At 69.4% G+C, this 15,805-nt stretch carries 15 protein-coding genes; 7 read left to right on the top strand and 8 right to left on the bottom strand.

Features of this window, described 5'->3' with window-relative positions; translation table 11 throughout:
- Positions 1–110 precede the first annotated feature (110 nt).
- From cysG to Q0833_RS05540, 6 genes are all read left to right on the top strand, one after another.
- Positions 111–1,487, top strand: coding sequence for a siroheme synthase CysG (cysG, locus tag Q0833_RS05565; RefSeq protein WP_298431083.1), 1,377 nt, complete (start codon positions 111–113; stop codon positions 1,485–1,487).
- The gene (locus Q0833_RS05560) at positions 1,484–1,786 is read left to right on the top strand and encodes a DUF2849 domain-containing protein (protein ID WP_298431081.1); all 303 of its coding nucleotides are present in this window, start codon (positions 1,484–1,486) and stop codon (positions 1,784–1,786) included. Before cysG ends, Q0833_RS05560 begins: the two co-directional genes overlap by 4 nt.
- Positions 1,786–3,435 (top strand): nitrite/sulfite reductase, encoded by a 1,650-nt coding sequence (locus Q0833_RS05555; protein ID WP_298431078.1) that lies wholly within the window; start codon positions 1,786–1,788, stop codon positions 3,433–3,435. The genes Q0833_RS05560 and Q0833_RS05555 overlap by 1 nt, the downstream gene beginning before the upstream one ends.
- A complete protein-coding gene (locus tag Q0833_RS05550; RefSeq protein ID WP_298431076.1) occupies positions 3,425–4,156 on the top strand; it encodes a phosphoadenylyl-sulfate reductase in 732 nt (243 codons plus the stop codon). The genes Q0833_RS05555 and Q0833_RS05550 overlap by 11 nt, the downstream gene beginning before the upstream one ends.
- Positions 4,157–4,160: 4 nt before the next feature.
- Positions 4,161–4,583, top strand: a complete 423-nt coding sequence (locus tag Q0833_RS05545) for a DUF934 domain-containing protein (protein WP_298431074.1) — start codon at positions 4,161–4,163, stop codon at positions 4,581–4,583.
- A 64-nt stretch (positions 4,584–4,647) separates the two neighbouring features.
- Complete coding sequence (locus Q0833_RS05540; RefSeq protein WP_298431072.1) at positions 4,648–5,511, top strand: ferredoxin--NADP reductase; 864 nt, start codon at positions 4,648–4,650, stop codon at positions 5,509–5,511.
- An 88-nt stretch (positions 5,512–5,599) separates the two neighbouring features.
- Here Q0833_RS05540 and Q0833_RS05535 read toward each other — a convergent pair whose 3' ends face one another.
- Positions 5,600–6,301: a hypothetical protein gene (locus Q0833_RS05535; protein ID WP_298431070.1), complete on the bottom strand. Its 702-nt coding sequence runs from the start codon at positions 6,299–6,301 to the stop codon at positions 5,600–5,602.
- Positions 6,302–6,470: 169 nt separating this feature from the next.
- Between Q0833_RS05535 and infC the strand changes: the two genes are divergently transcribed.
- Positions 6,471–7,016, top strand: a complete 546-nt coding sequence (infC, locus tag Q0833_RS05530; protein ID WP_367274960.1) for a translation initiation factor IF-3 — start codon at positions 6,471–6,473, stop codon at positions 7,014–7,016.
- 65 nt (positions 7,017–7,081) lie between these two features.
- Here infC and Q0833_RS05525 read toward each other — a convergent pair whose 3' ends face one another.
- The 7 genes from Q0833_RS05525 to Q0833_RS05495 all read right to left on the bottom strand — a co-directional run bounded on the left by Q0833_RS05525 (position 7,082) and on the right by Q0833_RS05495 (position 15,736).
- The gene (locus tag Q0833_RS05525; protein WP_298431068.1) at positions 7,082–7,606 is read right to left on the bottom strand and encodes a sugar O-acetyltransferase; all 525 of its coding nucleotides are present in this window, start codon (positions 7,604–7,606) and stop codon (positions 7,082–7,084) included.
- Positions 7,607–7,620: 14 nt separating this feature from the next.
- Positions 7,621–8,415, bottom strand: coding sequence for a xanthine dehydrogenase family protein subunit M (locus tag Q0833_RS05520; RefSeq protein WP_298431066.1), 795 nt, complete (start codon positions 8,413–8,415; stop codon positions 7,621–7,623).
- 103 nt (positions 8,416–8,518) lie between these two features.
- On the bottom strand, positions 8,519–10,963 hold the full coding sequence (locus tag Q0833_RS05515) for a xanthine dehydrogenase family protein molybdopterin-binding subunit (protein ID WP_298431064.1): 2,445 nt from the start codon (positions 10,961–10,963) through the stop codon (positions 8,519–8,521).
- A gap of 93 nt (positions 10,964–11,056) precedes the next feature.
- The gene (locus Q0833_RS05510) at positions 11,057–11,542 is read right to left on the bottom strand and encodes a (2Fe-2S)-binding protein (RefSeq protein ID WP_298431062.1); all 486 of its coding nucleotides are present in this window, start codon (positions 11,540–11,542) and stop codon (positions 11,057–11,059) included.
- Between the two features lie 93 nt (positions 11,543–11,635).
- Positions 11,636–12,604, bottom strand: coding sequence for a molybdopterin-binding protein (locus Q0833_RS05505; RefSeq protein ID WP_298431060.1), 969 nt, complete (start codon positions 12,602–12,604; stop codon positions 11,636–11,638).
- Positions 12,601–13,569 carry an XdhC family protein gene (locus Q0833_RS05500; RefSeq protein ID WP_298431058.1) on the bottom strand — a complete coding sequence of 323 codons (969 nt, stop codon included), beginning with the start codon at positions 13,567–13,569 and terminating at the stop codon, positions 12,601–12,603. The genes Q0833_RS05505 and Q0833_RS05500 overlap by 4 nt, the downstream gene beginning before the upstream one ends.
- 91 nt (positions 13,570–13,660) lie before the next feature.
- The gene (locus tag Q0833_RS05495) at positions 13,661–15,736 is read right to left on the bottom strand and encodes an OmpA family protein (RefSeq protein WP_298431056.1); all 2,076 of its coding nucleotides are present in this window, start codon (positions 15,734–15,736) and stop codon (positions 13,661–13,663) included.
- Positions 15,737–15,805: the final 69 nt, after the last annotated feature.

The following is a 15,805-nucleotide window of genomic DNA, read 5'->3' as shown; positions in this document are numbered from 1 at the left end:
CATATCCGATAGATATCCACGATGACAACGTTCTTGTCATCGCCGCCCACCTGCCCATTCCGAGGACGATGTTCTACATTCGGGAAAGACGAAACACAGGTTCCGGCCCCATGCAGCACTTCCCCGTCTTCCTCGCCCTCGCCGGTCGCCGCGTCCTTGTTGCGGGCGGCGGGGATGCCGCCATCGCCAAGCTGCGCCTGCTTCTGAAGACCGAAGCGCATATCACCGTGCTGGCCGAGGATCCCGCCCCCGAGATCACGGACTGGGCTGCCGACGGCCGCCTGACCCTGATCCCCCGCGCCCAGGAGCCCGGTGACGCGCTCTGCTGCGTCGTGGCCTATGCCGCGCATGAGGATGCAACCCGCGACGCCGAGGCCCTGCGTCTCGCCACCGCCGACGGCGCGCTGGTCAACGTCGTCGACGACCTCCAGAACTCGCAATTCATCACGCCCGCCATCGTCGACCGCGACCCGGTCGTCGTCGCCATCGGGACCGAAGGGGCGGCCCCCGTCCTCGCCCGCAAGATCAAGGCCGATATCGAAGCCCGCCTGCCCGCCGCCACGGGCCTGCTCGCGCGGATCGCCAAGACCTTCCGCGCGACCGCCGACGCGCTGCCGATGGGGGCCGTGCGCCGCCGCTTCTGGGCCGAGTACTATAACGAGGCCGGTCCCCGCGCCGCCGACCGGGGCGAGTCCGCGATCCGCGACACGCTCGACACGCTCCTCGATCGGCACCTGTCCGGGGACGCGCGTCCCGGCCATGTCGACCTCGTGGGCGCGGGCCCCGGCGACCCCGAGCTTCTGACGGTCAAGGCCCGCCGGGCCCTCGACCGCGCCGACGTGGTGATCCACGACCGGCTCGTGGCACCCGAGATCCTCGAGCTGGCGCGGCGCGAGGCGGTCATCCTCGACGTCGGCAAGGAGGGGTTCGGCCCCTCGACCGGGCAGGACGCGATCAACGACCTGATGGTGGCTCATGCCAGCGGCGGCGCGCATGTCGTGCGGCTGAAATCCGGCGATCCGACCATCTTCGGCCGGCTCGACGAGGAGATCGAGGCGCTCGACGCCGCCGGCGTCGCGTGGACCATCGTGCCGGGCATCACCGCCGCATCCGCCGCCGTCGCCTCGATCGGGCAGAGCCTGACGAAGCGCGGGCGGAACGGATCGGTCCGGATGCTGACGGGCCACGATATGCAGGGCTTCGCGGACCAGGACTGGGCGGCGCTGGCCCGCCCCGGCGCGGTCGCGGGCATCTACATGGGCAAGCGCGCCGCGCGCTGGATGCAGGGCCGGCTGATGATGCACGGCGCGGCGCCCGGCACCCCCGTCACCATCGTCGAGAACGCCTCCCGCACCGATCAGCGGACGATCCCCGCGACCCTTGCCACCCTGCCCGACGTGCTGGCCGACGTGACCGGCCCCGCCCTCCTTCTCCACGGCCTCGCCCCCCGCGCGGCCGCCGCAACCCTTCGGGAGATCGCGCTATGAGCCGCCGCCCCTTCGCCCCCAAGGTCGTCACCGCCAATCGCCTGCTCGAAGGCGACGTGGTCTATCTGTCCGCTGCCGACACCTGGGTCACCGCCCTCTCCGACGCCGAGATGCTGACCGACGAGGCCGTGGCCGAGGCCCGCCTCCTCGATGCGCTGGCCCAGCCGCATATCGTCGGCGCCTACCTCGCCGAGGTGACGCGGACCGAGAATGGCCCGGCCCCCGTCCATTTCCGCGAGGCCTTCCGCGCCAGCGGCCCCACGAATTACGCCCACGGCAAAGCCCACGAGGCATCCTGATGTACCAGTACGACGATTTCGACCGCGCCTTCCTCGCCGAGCGGAACGCCCAGTTCCGCGCCCAAGTCGAGCGCCGCATCGACGGCAGCCTGACCGAAGACGAGTTCAAGCCGCTGCGCCTCATGAACGGCGTCTATTTGCAGCTGCATGCCTACATGCTGCGGGTGGCGATCCCCTACGGCACGCTGTCCAGCGCGCAGATGCGGGTGCTGGCCGACCTGGCCGAGACCTATGACAAGGGCTACGGCCATTTCACCACGCGCCAGAACATCCAGTACAACTGGCCCGAACTGCGCGACATCCCCGACATGCTCGACCGGCTGGGCGAGGTCGGGATGCACGCGATCCAGACCTCCGGAAACACGATCCGCAACGTGACCGCCGACCATTTCGCAGGCGCCCATGCCGACGAGGTGGCCGATCCCCGCCCCGTGGCCGAGCTTCTGCGCCAATGGTCCACCGATCACCCGGAATTCCAGTTCCTGCCGCGCAAGTTCAAGATCGCGGTCACGGGTTCGCCCATGGACCGCGCCGTCACCCGCGCCCACGATATCGGCCTGCAACTGGTCGCGCGCGGGAACGAGATCGGCATCCGCGTCCTGATCGGTGGCGGCCTCGGTCGCACGCCGATGGTGGGCAAGGTGCTGACCGACTGGCTGCCGCTGGCGGATCTGCTGCCCTATTGCGAGGCGATCGTGTCGGTCTACAACCGGCTCGGGCGGCGCGACAACAAGTACAAGGCGCGCATCAAGATCACCGTCCACGAGACCGGCCTGGACGAGATCCGGGCCATGATCGACGCCCGCTTCGCCGAGATCCGCCCGCTCTTCGACCAAAGCGCCATGGCCGCGCTGGCGCGGATCGAGGCGCAGTTCGCCCCGCCGGCCTTCCGCGACAACGAGGCGACCCCCACCCTCGACCCCGTCCTGCGGTCCTGGATCGACACCAATACCGAGGCCCACCGCCGGGGCGACCACGCCGTCGTCACCATCTCGCTAAAGGCCCATGGCGCGACGCCCGGCGACGCCACGGCCGACCAGATGCGCCTGATCGCGGACCTGGCCGAGACCCATGCCTATGGCGAGCTCCGCATCAGCCACGAGCAGAACGTCATCCTGCCGCATGTGCCGCGCGACGCGCTGCCCGCGATCCATGCCGCACTGCGCGGCGCAGGGCTCGGAACTGCGAATATCGGGCTGGCCTCCGACATCATCGCCTGCCCCGGCATGGACTACTGCGCGCTGGCCACCGCCCGCTCGATCCCCGTCGCACAAGCCATCGCGACCCGCATCGACGACCTCAAGATCGAGCACGATGTCGGCCACCTGAAGATCAAGATCTCGGGCTGCATCAATGCCTGCGGGCACCACCATGTGGGCCATATCGGCATCATCGGGCTGGATCGCGCGGGCGTCGAGAACTACCAGATCACGCTGGGCGGCGATCAGGGCCCGGACGCGGCGATCGGCGCGCGCACCGGTCCCGGCTTCGCCTACGACCAGATCGTGCCGGCGATCGAGCGCCTGATCCTCGCCTATCTCGACCTGAGGGACGGACCCGACGAGATCTTCCTCGAGACCTACAAACGGCTCGGCGCCGCCCCGTTCAAGGCCGCGCTCTATCCCACGGAGGCCCGCGGTGCCGCTTGATGCCCATGTCCTGATCGCCGCCCGCGCGGCCGCGCTGAACGCCGAGCTGGCCGACGCCCCCGCCGAGGCCATCCTAGTCCGCGCGCTCGGGACGGGCGAGATCGCCATGGTTTCGTCCTTCGGCGCCGAATCGGTCGTCCTCCTGCATCTGCTGTCGCGCGTCGATCCCGCACGTCCGGTCCTGTTTCTCGAAACGGGAATGCTCTTCGTAGAAACGCTCGCCTACCAGACCGAGGTGGCCGAGATCCTCGGCCTCACCGATATCCGTATCATCCGACCCGATCCCGCGGATACCTTCGCACATGACCCCGACGGCCTCCTGCACCAGTCGGACACCGACACCTGCTGCGCCATTCGCAAGGTCAAGCCACTGGAACTTGCGTTGCAGGCCTTCGACGGTTGGATCACCGGGCGGAAGCGTCATCACGGCGGCGACCGGGCGGACCTCGCCGTGGTCGAGGCCGACGGCGCCGCGCTCAAGTTCAACCCGCTGGCCGCGTGGTCGCGCGAGGATATCGCCGCCCATATGGACGCCCACGCCCTGCCCCGTCACCCGCTGGTCGCCAAGGGCTTCGCGTCCATCGGCTGCGCGCCCTGCACCGAAAGCGTGCTGCCGGGCGAGGACATGCGGGCGGGACGCTGGCGCCGGACCGAGAAGACCGAATGCGGCATCCATCTTGACGGCGCGCGCATCTGGCCCGCGCGGCCGTGCAAGGACTGACCCCATGCCCATCGTGACCGATACCGGCTTCGCCGCCGACGACCTGAACGCGCAGTTCGTTCCCTCGGACGCGCTGCCGGCCAATGGGCCGCTCGCCGTGGACATCGCCCCCGATGCCGACCTCGCGCCGGTCCTCGACCGGTTGGCCGAGGTCGTGACGATCCGCGTGGCGTTTCCCAGCTTCGCCGACGGGCGGGGCTTCACCATCGCACGACAGCTGCGGCGCGCGGGCTTCGCCGGGCGTCTGAGGGCCGCGGGGCACGTTCTCGCCGACCAATACGCCATGGCCCGGCGCGCGGGGTTCGACGAGGTCGAGATCGACGAGGCCCTCGCCGCCCGCCAGCCTGCGGACCAATGGCGCGCCCGCGCCGGTTGGCGCGCGCATGACTATCAGGCCCGGCTGGGGCGCACGCGCGACGCCGCCTGACCTTCCCCTGACCCAGATCAACGACTAGACCCCGGAGGGGCGCCACACCGGCGTCCGACAGCCCATGACCGAGCAGAGCCCCGTGACCCAGCAGCCCGCCACCCCGGTGAATGCCACCGCGCAGCCCGTCCTGCCCGACGCCCAGACGGTCACCGCCGTCACCCACTGGACCGACCGGCTGTTCAGCTTTCGGGTGACGCGCCCCGCCTCGCTTCGGTTCCGGTCGGGCGAGTTCGTCATGATCGGCCTGATGGGCGATCCGCATCCCGAGACGGGGCGACAGAAGCCCCTGCTGCGCGCCTATTCCATCGCCTCGCCCAGTTGGGACGACGAATTGGAATTCTATTCCATCAAGGTGCAGGACGGCCCGCTGACCTCTAAGCTCCAGCACATCCAGCCGGGCGACCAGATCATCCTGCGGCCCAAGCCGGTGGGCACGCTGGTCCATGACGCCCTGCTGCCGGGCAAACGGCTGTGGTTCTTCGCCACGGGCACGGGCTTTGCGCCCTTCGCCTCGCTTCTACGCGACCCCGAGACCTACGAGCGCTTCGAAGAGGTCATCGTCACCCATACCGTGCGCGACGTGGCCGAGCTGGAATACGGCCGCCGCCTGATCGAGGAGGTGCGGAGCGACGAGATGCTGGCCGAGCTGATCGGGCCCGAGAACATCGCCAAGCTGCGCTACTACCCGACGACCACCCGCGAGACGTCGCCCAAGATGGGCCGGATCACCGAGCTTCTGCGCTCGGGCGAGGTGCTCCGCGATCTCGGCATCGACGCGATCACGCCCGAGACGGACCGCGCGATGGTCTGCGGCTCGATGGGTCTGAATACCGATCTGAAGGAGATCCTCGAAGGCTTCGGCCTAGAGGAAGGCGCGAACTCCGAGCCGAAGCACTACGTCGTCGAAAAGGCGTTCGTGGGCTGACGCCCGCCACGCCGTATGGCTCGCCGGACATGAAAAAGGGGCCGCGTCCAAACCGGACGCGGCCCCTTCTCGTTTCAGGTGGGTGCGATCACTCGCCCAGAAGGCGGGTGCGCAGCTGAAGGACGACGGCGTCGACCATGTCGGGGTTGTTCTCGGCCTGCTCGACGGCCGTGCGCAGGGTCGTCTTCACGACCGGGTCGAGATCGGATTCGTCGACATAGACCAGGATCTGCTCGCCATCGAAGTTTTCGGCGGTCAGCAGCGTGTTCAGGTCGGCGTCACCACCTTCCAGCGGCACGGTCGTCGTCGTGACCTCGACACCATCGGTGGCTTCGACGGCGGCGTCATCGGTGATGGCGACAGTCGATTCGGTGACCTCGGCAGCGGCGCCCTCGGCGGCGTTCTCCACGGCCTCGGCAGCGTTCTCGACCGCTTCGCCGGTGGCGGTGACAGCGTCGCCTGCGGCTTCGGCGGTCGCGTCGGCGGCGTTCTCGACCGCCTCACCGGCATCTTCGGCCAGCGCGGCTGCACCTTCGGCAGCCTCTTCCGCGGCGGCTTCGGTCTCGGCAGCGGCCTCTTCGGCGGCGGCTTCGGTTTCGGCAGCGGCCTCTTCGGCGGCGGCTTCGACCTCTTCGGTCGTCTCGACCGCTTCGGCTTCGGCCTCGACGACGGCGCCTTCGACGTCGCTCTCGACGGCGGCCACTTCGCCGTCATCCATGCGGTCGATCACGATCCAGGCCAGGATGGCGACGACCACGACGGCCAGGCCGACGATCAGGTTGCGGGACATGTGCGGTACTCCTCGGTGCGATTCTCGTCCTGGGGTTGCATGGCGCAACGCCCCTACACCCTCAATCCGAAAGCGCACCTTCGGGTTCCACGCTATTCTCTCGCCTTGAAGCGGCGGCGGAGGACAGCTACCTTGTCGCCCTGTCGTAACATCTGAGAGGACAACGACCATCGCCCGCAGACCCCACAACGCGCCTCCGCAGCGCGACACCGGCCCCCGTGTCAACGACAAGATCCGCGCCGTCGAAATCCGCCTGATCGGCGCCGAAGGCGAAAACGTCGGGGTCGTCAGCCCCGCCCGCGCCCGAGAGATGGCCGAGAATGCCGGTCTGGACCTCGTCGAGATCAGTCCGAACGCCAATCCGCCGGTCTGCAAGATCATGGATTTCGGCAAGTTCAAGTACGAGACCCAGAAGAAAGAGGCCGAGGCCCGAAAGAAGCAGAAGACGATCGAGGTGAAGGAGGTGAAGTTCCGCCCCAACACCGACACGCATGACTACGACGTCAAGATGCGCAACGTCTTCCGGTTCCTCGAGGGCGGCGACAAGGTGAAGGTCACCCTGCGATTCCGCGGCCGCGAGATGGCGCACCAGAATCTCGGTCGAGAGCTGCTCGAGCGGGTCGCCAAGGACACCGAGACCGTCGGCAAGGTCGAGAACTTCCCCAAGATGGAAGGCCGGCAGATGGTGATGATGATCGGCCCGTCCGCGCGCTGAAAAAGCCAAATGGTTCGCAATCGGGGCGCCTTCGGGCGCCCTTTCGCGTTTGGCCGTCCGGACCGTCAGACGGGGCGCGCCGGGTTGCCCACCACCCGCGCGCCCGCCGCGACGTCGCGCGTGACCACCGCACCGGCGCCGATGATCGCGCCTGCACCGATGCGCACCCCCGGCAGAAGGATCGCCGCGCCGCCGATCCAGACATCCGCGCCGATATCGACAGGACGCGCCCGCTCGATGCCCTTCGCCCGTTCCGTCGCGTCGCGGTGGTGATCGGCGCAGTAGATCTGCACGCCCGGACCCAGCATCGTGCGATCGCCGATCGTGACGCGTGCACTGTCGAGAATGACGCAGCCTGCGTTCAGGTAGACCCCGTCGCCGAGTTCCATATGGCAGCCATAGGAGCAGTGGAACGGCGCTTCGATGAAGCAGTCGCGCCCCACGCGGGCCAAGAGCGCGGCCAGTTCAGGCGCCATAGCGCCGCGCGCGTCCGGGGCCAACGTCCTGTGGGCATGGCAGGCGATGCGGGCCGTCCGCCGCATCGCCTCCAGTTCGGGCGTCAGGGCGGGATACCAGTCCCCGCCCCGCATCGCCTCGCGGTCGGTCAGCCCGCGGCCTTCACCGCGCGCGCGGTCATCACCGTCACGAGATGCGCACGATACTCGCCCGAGCCGTGCAGGTCGGAGATCATGCCGCCCGCGTCGGGTGCGGCGAGGCCCTTGATCGCGTCGGCCGAGAAGTCCGACGACAGCGCCTGTTCGGCCTCGGTCCAGCGGAAGACGCCGTCCGACGACGCACCCGTCACCGCGACGCGCACCCCGTCCGAGAACTTGGCGACGTAGACCGCGACCAGCGGGAAACGGGAGGCGGGCTGGATGAACTTCTCGTAGGCGGCGCGCTCGGGGACCGGGAACTTCACCTCGGTGACGATCTCGCCGTCTTCCAGCGCGGTCTCGAACATGCCCAGGAAGAAGTCGTCGGCGTCGATTTCGCGCCGGTCCGTGCGGATCGTCGCGTTCGAGGCCAGCGCGCCGGCCGGGTAGCAGGCGGAGGGGTCGTTGTTGGCGAGGCTGCCGCCGATCGTGCCCCGCGCGCGGACCGCCGGGTCGCCGATCCGGCCCGCCAGCGAGGCCAGCGCCGGGTAGCTGTCGGCGCAGCCCGTCTGGACCTCGGCATGGGTGGTGGCCGCACCGATGCAGACGCGTCCGTCATCATCGGTGCAGATGCCGCGCAACTCGTCGATCTGCGACAGCGCGACCAGCGTGTCCATCTGCGCCAGCCGCGCCTTCATCGTCGGCAGGAGCGTCTGGCCCCCGCCGAGCGCCTGCGCCTCCTCGTCCTTCAGGGCATTCACCGCGTCCTGAAGCGTCGCGGGCTTGGTGAGTTCGAAGTTGTACATGTCCGTCTCCGGTAATCTCTTGCGGTGAGGGCGGAGCGAGGGGCCAGCCCCTCGCGCTCCCCGAGGTATTTACGGCCAGAGGAAGCCCCCCTGGCCGAAGATGTCAGGCCGGGCCGCCGACCGAGCGGTCGTAGGCCGTGTTGTCCGATCCCGCCGCCGGCTGCGCGGCGCCCTGGTTCGGCGCACCGCCCTGCATGGCGTGCCAGACCCGCGCGGGGGTCAGCGGCATGTCGATATGGCCCACGTCGAACCCGCCCGAGGCCAGCGCGTCGATCACGCCGTTCACGATCGAGGGCGGCGAACCGATGGCCCCCGCCTCGCCGCAGCCTTTCACGCCCAGAGGATTGTGGGTGCAGGGCGTTTGGCAGGAATGGTCCACCTGGAACATCGGCAGGTCATGGGCGCGCGGCATGGCGTAATCCATGTAGCTGGCCGAGAGGAGCTGACCGTTCTCGTCATAGGCGCAGTTCTCGAGAAGCGCCTGACCTATGCCCTGGGCCAGCCCGCCATGGACCTGCCCCTCGACGATCATCGGGTTGACGACGTTGCCGAAATCGTCGGCGGCGGCGAAGGCCAGCACGTCGACCTTGCCCGTCTCGGGATCGACCTCCACCTCGCAGGCATAGGCACCCGCGGGATAGGTGAAGTTGTTCGGATCGTAGAACGCCGTCTCCTCCAGCCCCGGCTCCAGATCCTCGAGCGGGTAGTTGTGCGGCACGTAGGCCGCGAGCGTCACGTCGCCCCAGGCCAGCGACTTGTCGGTCCCCGCGACGGTGAAGGTGCCGTCCTTCAGCTCGATATCCTCGTCCCCGGCCTCGAGGATGTGACCCGCGATCTTCTTGGCCTTGGCGATGATCTTCTCGGTGGCACGATACATCGCCGACCCGCCGACGGCGAGGCTGCGCGAGCCGTAGGTGCCCATCCCCATCGGGGTCCGATCGGTGTCGCCATGGACGATCTCGATCTGATCCTCGGGGATGCCGATCATGTCGGCGATGACCTGCGGAAAAGCGGTCTCGTGACCCTGCCCGTGGGAATGCGAACCGGTCATGACGACCAGACCACCGGTGGCATTCACGCGCACCGTGGCGCTTTCATAGAGGCCCGCGCGGGCGCCCAATTGACCCACGAGGTTCGACGGCGCGATGCCGCAGGCCTCGATATAGCTGTTGATGCCGAGGCCGCGCAGCTTGCCGCGGCTCTCGCTCTCCTTGCGGCGGGCTTCGAAGCCGTCGCGGTCGATCATCTCGACCAGCTTGTCCATCGTCGCGTTGTAGTCGCCGGTGTCGTACTCGACCGCCACCGGCGTCTGGTACGGAAACTCGGTGACGAAGTTCTTGCGCCGCAGCTCGACCGGGTCGACGCCCAGCTCGCGCGCGGCCTTGTCGACGACGCGCTCGAGCTGGAACGTCGCCTCGGGGCGGCCCGCGCCGCGATAGGCGTCGACGGGCACCGTGTTGGTGAACACGGCCTTCACGTTCACATAGACCAACGGCGTCTTGTAGTTGCCCGCCATCAGCGTGCCGTGGAGCCAAGTCGGCACCGAGGGTGCGAAGGTCGACAGATACGCGCCCATGTTGGCGTAGGTCTCGGTGCGGATCGCGGTGAAGTTGTGATCCGCATCCAGCGCCAGCTCGATCTTGGTGACATGGTCGCGCCCGTGGGCGTCGGACATGAAGGCCTCCGAGCGGCTGGAGGTCCACTTGACGGGACGCTCCAGTTGCTTGGCCGCGAAGGTGCAGAACGCTTCCTCAGCGTAATGGAAGATCTTGGTGCCGAAGCCGCCGCCCACATCGGGCGCCACGACCCGCAGCTTGTGCTCGGGGATGCCGAGGACGAACGCCCCCATCAGCAGGCGGATGACATGCGGGTTCTGCGACGTCGTGTAGAGCGTCGAATGGTCGTCATGGGCCGCGTAGTCGCCGACGGCCACGCGCGGCTCCATCGGGTTGGCGACGAGGCGATTGTTCACCAGCTCGAGCGTCGTGACATGGGCCGCATCCTCGATGGCCTGATCGACCGCCTCGCGGTTTTCCTCGACGAAACCCCAGTCGTAGCAGAGGTTCGAGGTCAGGTCGTCGTGGACCTTGGGCGCGCCCTCAGCCACGGCCTTCTTCATGTCGATGACGGCCGGCAGCTCGGAGATGTCGGGCACGATCGCCTCGGCGGCGTCGCGCGCCTGGCTCGCGGTCTCGGCCACGACGGCCGCGATGGGATCGCCCACATGCCGAACCTTGCCCTCGGCCAGGATCGGGTGCTTGGGCTCCTGCATCGGGTTGCCCTGTCGGTCGGTGATCTGCCAGCCGCAGGGAATGCCGCCCACGCCGTCGAAATCGGCGGCGGTGAAGACGCGGATCACGCCGTCCATCGCTTCGGCGGCCGAGGTGTCGATCCCGTTGATCGTCCCGTGGGCCACGTCCGAGCGCAGGAAAACGACATGCGCCTGCCCCGCCACGTTGATGTCGTCGGTATAACGCCCCTTGCCCGTCAGGAAGCGCACATCTTCCCGGCGCTTGGGGCTGGCTCCGATTCCGGTGTCCTTCGGCATGTCATCTCTCCCTGTCTGGTGTCGGAGGGGCCGATGCCTCGCCTCCGTCGTGTCTCCACGCGCGGGCCCTTCCGGCCCGCGCGCGGGCGAAACTCACTCAGCCGCGACCGGCTCGACCGTCTGACCGCTGGCGGCCATCACCGCCTTGACGATGTTGTGGTAGCCCGTGCAGCGACAGATATTGCCCTCGAGATAGTGGCGCACCTCGGCCTCGGAGGGCTTGGGGTTCTCCTCCAGCAGCGCGGCCGCGGACATCACCATGCCCGGCGTGCAGAACCCGCACTGGAGCCCGTGATAGTCCTGAAACGCCTGCTGGACGCGGCCCAGCGTCCCGTCCGCACCCGCCATACCCTCGATCGTGGTCACCTCGGCGCCGTCGATCTCCTGCGCGAGGACCGAGCAGGCCTTCATCGGCTTGCCGTTCACATGCACCACGCAGGCGCCGCATTGCGACGTGTCGCAGCCGACATGGGTGCCCGTCAGGCGCAACCCCTCGCGCAGCCAGTCCACCAGCAGCGTGCGGCCCTCGGCCTCGGCGGACCGGCTCTTGCCGTTCACCGTCATCGTGACCTTGGTCATGGTCATCCCTCCCTGTTTCTTGCCGTCAGGAAAGCACAAGGGTCGCGGGGTGAGAACCACCAATTCGTCGCAGCGGCGGATCGACCGCGCCGATCACGTCTCGCGGGGTTGCGGACGGGTCGGGATTTCCTTCAGCAGACCGCCCACCCCCATCGCCGCGATCTCGGCGCTGGTGACCGGCAGGCCGCAGATTTCGCGCTCGATCACCCAGTCGGCGCCGTTGAGCGCGGGCGACCGCGCGCAACCCGGCAGTCCGACCACGCGCGCGCCGGGCATGTCGCCCAGAAACAGCAGGTTCCCCGGATCGACGGGCATCCCGAAGCGGATCAGGCGCCCGCCCGCCCGCACGAGCGCGTCCGGCCCGACATCGGCCTCGTCCGAGGTCGCCGAGGCGGTCAGGATCAGGCGCAGCGGCGCCGTCCCGTCCCGCAGTGCCGCGGCCAGAGGCTCGGGCGCGTGGGGGACGCGGATGACCGAGCACTGCGCCCCCAGACGGTGCAGCCGTTCGGTCACCGCGGCGATGCCGGTCGCGGCCCCGTCGAGCTCGGTCACGATCAGGTCCGCCCGGTCGATCACCGGCGCCGCCACTGCCAGCGCCCCGCGCCCGATCTCGCAGGCCCGCTCCAGCATCATGCCCGACACGGCATAGGCGATGATCTTGACCGTCGCCGCCATCACGCCCGTCTCGACCCGCCGCAGCGCGGGCAGCGTCGCCACCGTGATCGCGCCGTCCACCGCGTTGACCGTGGCCAGCCGCTCGGCGTCGATCGTCAGCACGCCCGCGCGCGCCGCATGGAGGTTCGCCCGGCCGGTGAACGGATCGCGCACCGTCAGCCCCCCACCACTCAGCGCGGCGGCGAGGCGGGCGGCGGCGGCGTTCTCGTCGATATCGCCCGTTTCGAGTCGCGCGACCGTCACCTCGGCCGTGCCGCCGTTCCGCAGGCTGTCGATGTCGCGCTGATCCAGCACGCGGCCCTTCCGCAGCCGCCCGAGCGGCGTGGCCACGGAATGCGCAAGCACCGCGCCCAGCGCATCGTCGAGGGGGACCGGCCCGAACTTCATGGCCGCCGGAGCGCCTGCGTCATCGCGGCCAGCACGGCCACCGCGATTTCGCCTGGCGTGCGCGAGCCGATATCGAGGCCGATCGGCGCGTCGATGCGGTCGATCTGGTCCTGCGGAACGCCCGCCTCGCGCAGCCGTTCGACCCGCTTGGCATGGGTCCGCGTCGAGCCCAGTGCGCCCACGTAGAACGCGTCGGACGCAAGTGCCGCCACCAACGCGGGATCGTCGAGCTTGGGATCGTGCGTCAGAAGGACGACGGCGCATCGGGCATCGGGCGCGAAGGCTTCCATCGCCTCGTCCGGCCAGTCGTGGACCAGCACCGTATCGGGGAACCGCTCGGGCGATGCGAAGGCCTCGCGCGGGTCGATCACGGTGGGCGCGTAGCCCGCGAGCCGTGCCATCGGCACCAGCGCCTGCGCGATATGGACGCCACCCACCACGGCCAGCCGCAAGGGCGGCGCGTGGACGGTCACGAAGACCTTGCCGTCGGGATCGAAGCCGCTGCGTTCCTCACGGATGCGGTCCGTCAGCGCGTCGGCATCCAGCACCCGCACGGCACCGCTCTCCACGTCCACCGCCTGCCCCACGGCCTCGGACCGGGCGCGCCGCGCGACGATCTCGGCCAGCGCGTCTTCGGGCAGTGTGCCGCCCACGGGCTCCAGCAGGATGCGGATCGTGCCGCCGCAGGCCAGTCCAACCGCGAAGGCTTCGTCGTCGCTGACCCCGTATTCCAGCACCCGGTGCCGACCATCACCCATCGCGTCCAGCGCCTCGGCCACGACCGCGCCCTCGACGCAGCCGCCCGAGACCGAGCCGACGAGCTTCGCGTCCGACGAGATCGCGAGTTGCGATCCACGCGGACGCGGCGCGCTGCCCCAGGTCTCGATCACGGTGGCCAGCGCGGCCCCCTGCCCGGCGCGGTGCCAGTCGAGGGCCGCGCGCGGCGCGTCGTCCAATGCGGTCATATTGTCCTCGGGTTCGTCGGCACCGGCCTACCAAACCAGAACGGCCCGCCCCCGGAAAGGGACGGGCCGTTCTTCGGCGCGTGTTCGCGCGTCAGTTGGCGGCTGCGGTCTGGAGCAGCCCCGTGATCTGACGGACAGTCGCACGCCGGTTCGCCTGTTCATCGCTCTGGGTCGGCACCTTCAGGAAGCGCTCGCCATAGCCCTGGACGACCATGTTCTCGACGGGAACACCGAAATACTCGTTCAGCGCCAGCGCCAGCGTCTCGGCCCGGCGATCCGAAAGCGCGAGGTTGTAGGCCGCATCCCCGACCGCATCGGTGTGCCCCTCGACGAGGAAGACCTCGCGCGGATTGGCGCGGATCAGGTCGAGCACCTGCTGGGCGAGGCCCGTGAGATTGCCCGCCTGCTCGGCAGTGATCGCGGCCGACCCGGACGGGAAGGTGACGGTATTCACCTCGAAGGCCGGGGCCAGCGCGCGGACCTGCGGGATCGAGCGGACCTGGCTCAGCGTGAAGCGGCGATCTAGGCCCATCTCGCGCTGGAGTGCCGCCCGGAGCGCGTCGTCACCCGTCCGGGTCGAGACGCTGGCCGGATTGATCTGCGGCAGGGTCGACACGTCGACCCGCTCGACCGGCGCGGTGTCGTCGATAAGCGTGTACTCCGTCCCGTCCGTCTGGACGAGCACCCGGCGCAGGACGCGCAGGGACGCATCGCGCACAGTAATGACCTGGCTGCCATCGGCGCGAGTCACGATCGTCCGGGTCGAGCCGTCGTCGAAGGTCGTCGTCCTGACGTTCGAGCCTTCCTGCCGCAGGAGCGCGTCGTCATCCTTGAGAACCTGCAGGTCGCCGTCGTCGCGCTGGACCACGACCCTGTCCCCAGAATTCGACACGACGCGGGTGCGATTGTTCAGGATCGTACCGACGGCCAGTGCGCCCAACGCGCCCAGCGCGAACTTCTGGTTGCGCGTCAGGCCGCCATCGTCGCTTTCGGTGACTACGGCGGAGGTGGCGAAGTCCTCGGCCGAGCTGCGAACGTCCTCGGCCGTCACGGTCTCCTCCTCGGTCGTGCCCGCAGCATCTGAGGTCTCCGCCGAAGCGGCGGCCGCCGCGGCGGGAGCCTCGTCGCCCCCGGCCTCGGCGCCCAGCGTGGCCAGCGCGGCCTCGGTCTGGGTGCGCGCCTCTTCCTGCTCGGCGGTCAGCTCTGGCTCGGGCTGGGCCGCGATCTCGGCGGCGATGGCGCTCTCGGTCTCGGCGCCGCTGGCATCTTCGGAGGCCCAGCGATCCTGCAGGCGCTGCGCCAGATCGGTCTGGCCGTCGGCGGTCAGCGCGTCGATCATGCAGGCGCGCACGTTCTCGCGGCCCGACACCTCGGCGCGGCACTGTTCGCGGGCCACCTGCCGGGTGAGCGGCATCGGCGCGGCGGGGGCAGCGGCATCGGCCGCGACCTCGCCCGTCTCGGGGGCCAGCGGTGCCGGCGCTTCGACGGTCTCGGTAGGTGCGGCGGCGGCGGGCGCTTCTTCGGCCTCGACGGCGGCCGGGGCTTCGATGGTCTCTTCCGTCAGCGCCTCGACGGCGGGCGCGTCCTCGACCGCGGCCTCCTCGACCACCTCTTCGACGACCGGGGCCTCTTCGACCACGGCCTCTTCGACGGCCTCCTCGGCGGCGGTCGCCTCTTCGGTCACGACTTCCTCTGCCGTTTCCTCGACGACAGGCGCCGCCTCGACGACCGCCTCTTCGGTCACTTCTTCCACGACCGGTTCCGGCTCGGCGACCTCCACCTCGGCTTCGGGTTCGGCGACTTCGACCACCGGCTCCTCCGCAACGGGGGCCGCCTCCTCGACGACGACCTCCTCGGACGCCGGGGCCTCGGCCTCGACGGTCGCGTCCGCCTCGACGGTCGCATCGACCGCACCGTCGGCGGTCAGCTCGGCATAGGTCGCGAGGTCCAGATCGGCCTCCGTCTGCTCAAGCCCGAACGCCGGCAGGTTCTCGATCCGGCAATCGCGCAGCGTCTCGGCCGTCGCATTGCCGAACTCCTCGATGCAGAGACGGTCGATCTCCGCTCGGATCGGGTCCTCCTCCTGCGCGAAGGCCGGGGTCAGACCCGGCAGGGTCAGCGCAAGACTGGCGACGAGGGCTGTGGTGGAACGGATCGAACGGCGCATGGCGGCCTCCGGCTGACGGTGAGTTTGGTATGCCGAAATAAACGCCGGGTCCGGGGCGATGTTCCAAAG

Origin of the sequence: uncultured Jannaschia sp. (assembly GCF_947503795.1) — a bacterium.
Classification (GTDB): Bacteria; Pseudomonadota; Alphaproteobacteria; order Rhodobacterales; family Rhodobacteraceae; genus Jannaschia.
Note: the sequence above shows the minus strand (reverse complement) of the source record. Positions and strands in the feature narration are given on the sequence as shown.

What these genes read in the sequence shown, in the direction of transcription:
- Q0833_RS05555 (WP_298431078.1), top strand. Translation starts at nt 1,786, where the DNA reads ATGTACCAGTACGACGATTTCGACCGCGCCTTCCTCGCCGAGCGGAAC.
- Q0833_RS05515 (WP_298431064.1), bottom strand. Translation starts at nt 10,963, where the DNA reads ATGCCGAAGGACACCGGAATCGGAGCCAGCCCCAAGCGCCGGGAAGAT.
- Q0833_RS05495 (WP_298431056.1), bottom strand. Translation starts at nt 15,736, where the DNA reads ATGCGCCGTTCGATCCGTTCCACCACAGCCCTCGTCGCCAGTCTTGCG.
- Q0833_RS05535 (WP_298431070.1), bottom strand. Translation starts at nt 6,301, where the DNA reads ATGTCCCGCAACCTGATCGTCGGCCTGGCCGTCGTGGTCGTCGCCATC.
- Q0833_RS05525 (WP_298431068.1), bottom strand. Translation starts at nt 7,606, where the DNA reads ATGCGGGGCGGGGACTGGTATCCCGCCCTGACGCCCGAACTGGAGGCG.
- Q0833_RS05540 (WP_298431072.1), top strand. Translation starts at nt 4,648, where the DNA reads ATGACCGAGCAGAGCCCCGTGACCCAGCAGCCCGCCACCCCGGTGAAT.
- cysG (WP_298431083.1), top strand. Translation starts at nt 111, where the DNA reads ATGCAGCACTTCCCCGTCTTCCTCGCCCTCGCCGGTCGCCGCGTCCTT.
- Q0833_RS05505 (WP_298431060.1), bottom strand. Translation starts at nt 12,604, where the DNA reads ATGAAGTTCGGGCCGGTCCCCCTCGACGATGCGCTGGGCGCGGTGCTT.
- Q0833_RS05510 (WP_298431062.1), bottom strand. Translation starts at nt 11,542, where the DNA reads ATGACCAAGGTCACGATGACGGTGAACGGCAAGAGCCGGTCCGCCGAG.
- Q0833_RS05520 (WP_298431066.1), bottom strand. Translation starts at nt 8,415, where the DNA reads ATGTACAACTTCGAACTCACCAAGCCCGCGACGCTTCAGGACGCGGTG.
- Q0833_RS05545 (WP_298431074.1), top strand. Translation starts at nt 4,161, where the DNA reads ATGCCCATCGTGACCGATACCGGCTTCGCCGCCGACGACCTGAACGCG.
- Q0833_RS05500 (WP_298431058.1), bottom strand. Translation starts at nt 13,569, where the DNA reads ATGACCGCATTGGACGACGCGCCGCGCGCGGCCCTCGACTGGCACCGC.
- Q0833_RS05560 (WP_298431081.1), top strand. Translation starts at nt 1,484, where the DNA reads ATGAGCCGCCGCCCCTTCGCCCCCAAGGTCGTCACCGCCAATCGCCTG.